This window comes from Winogradskyella luteola (genome assembly GCF_019203985.1).
In the GTDB taxonomy this organism is placed as follows: Bacteria; Bacteroidota; Bacteroidia; order Flavobacteriales; family Flavobacteriaceae; genus Winogradskyella; species Winogradskyella luteola.
The window spans coordinates 1-1,097 of sequence record NZ_JAGSPD010000037.1 but is presented as its reverse complement, the minus strand read 5'-3'; the positions used below and the strand labels follow the sequence as shown (position 1 = coordinate 1,097).

At 49.7% G+C, this 1,097-nt stretch carries 1 protein-coding gene; it reads left to right on the top strand.

The features are described 5' to 3' along the window. Nucleotides 1–1,097, top strand: a 1,097-nt coding sequence (locus tag KCG49_RS16295; RefSeq protein ID WP_501037676.1) for an FIDD domain-containing protein, incomplete at both ends; no start/stop codon positions are given.

Sequence of the window (1,097 nt, the reverse complement as noted above, 5' to 3'; positions counted from 1 at the left end):
ACCCCAACCTGTGATGGCGGCACAGCAACAATAACCGGTGATACGGGCGGAACATTTAGTTTTGACCCCATACCTACAGACGCAGCGGTCATAGACCCCAATACAGGTGAGGTTACCAATGCTACACCGGGTGATAGTTACACCATAGAGTATCTTACATCGGGAACGTGCCCCGCTTCAAGCACCCAAGTTTTAACGGTACTGACCTTAGACGATCCAGGTTTTACATTAACGGCCACATGCGACGGTGCAACTGCAACGGTAACAGGAGATACCGGTGGTACATTTGTTTTAAATCCTGATTTAGGGGATGGCGCAGTTATAGATCCAGCTTTGGGGACGATAACCAACGGTATTTCAGGTACGACTTACACAGTAGAATATACCACAGCTGGTGATTGTCCACAATCATCAACTCAAAATGTGACAGTGCTCACTTCTGACGATGCCTCCTTTACCGTAACGCCAACATGTGATGGTGGTACAGTGACAATTACCGGTACGACGGGAGGAACTTTTAGTTTTGATGTGCCGCCAACGGATGCCGCTGTGATCGACCCTGCAACAGGTGAAATCACCAACGCTTCTCCCGGTACTTCATATTCTATTTCTTATACGACCGTGGGGTTATGCTCTGATACGGAAGTTGTGACTTTTGATACGCTCCCAATTGACGATGCAAGTTTCTCAGTAGAACCAACCTGTGATGGTGGTCTGGTAGCCCTAACAGGTACTATAGGCGGTACATTTAGTTTCAATCCCGCGCCTGCCGATGCTGCAGTTATAGACCCAAATACGGGAAATGTCACCAATGGAACGCCAGGTGAGACCTATTTTGTAGAGTATGTAACCTCTGGAACATGCCCAAATAGCAGCATTGTTGAATTTACGGCCCACCCCCTTCCAGTTGTCGTACCCCCCACTGTTTTGGAGGTCTGCGACGACGGCGTTCCCGATGGCCTTACGGAGATCGACCTTGGCATAAAGGACACGGAGATCACGGGGAACAACCCCGGCTATACGGTGAGCTACCACCTGACCCAGCAGGATGCCGATGATAATGTAGCCCCATTGCCGGTTCCCTATACCAACGTCAG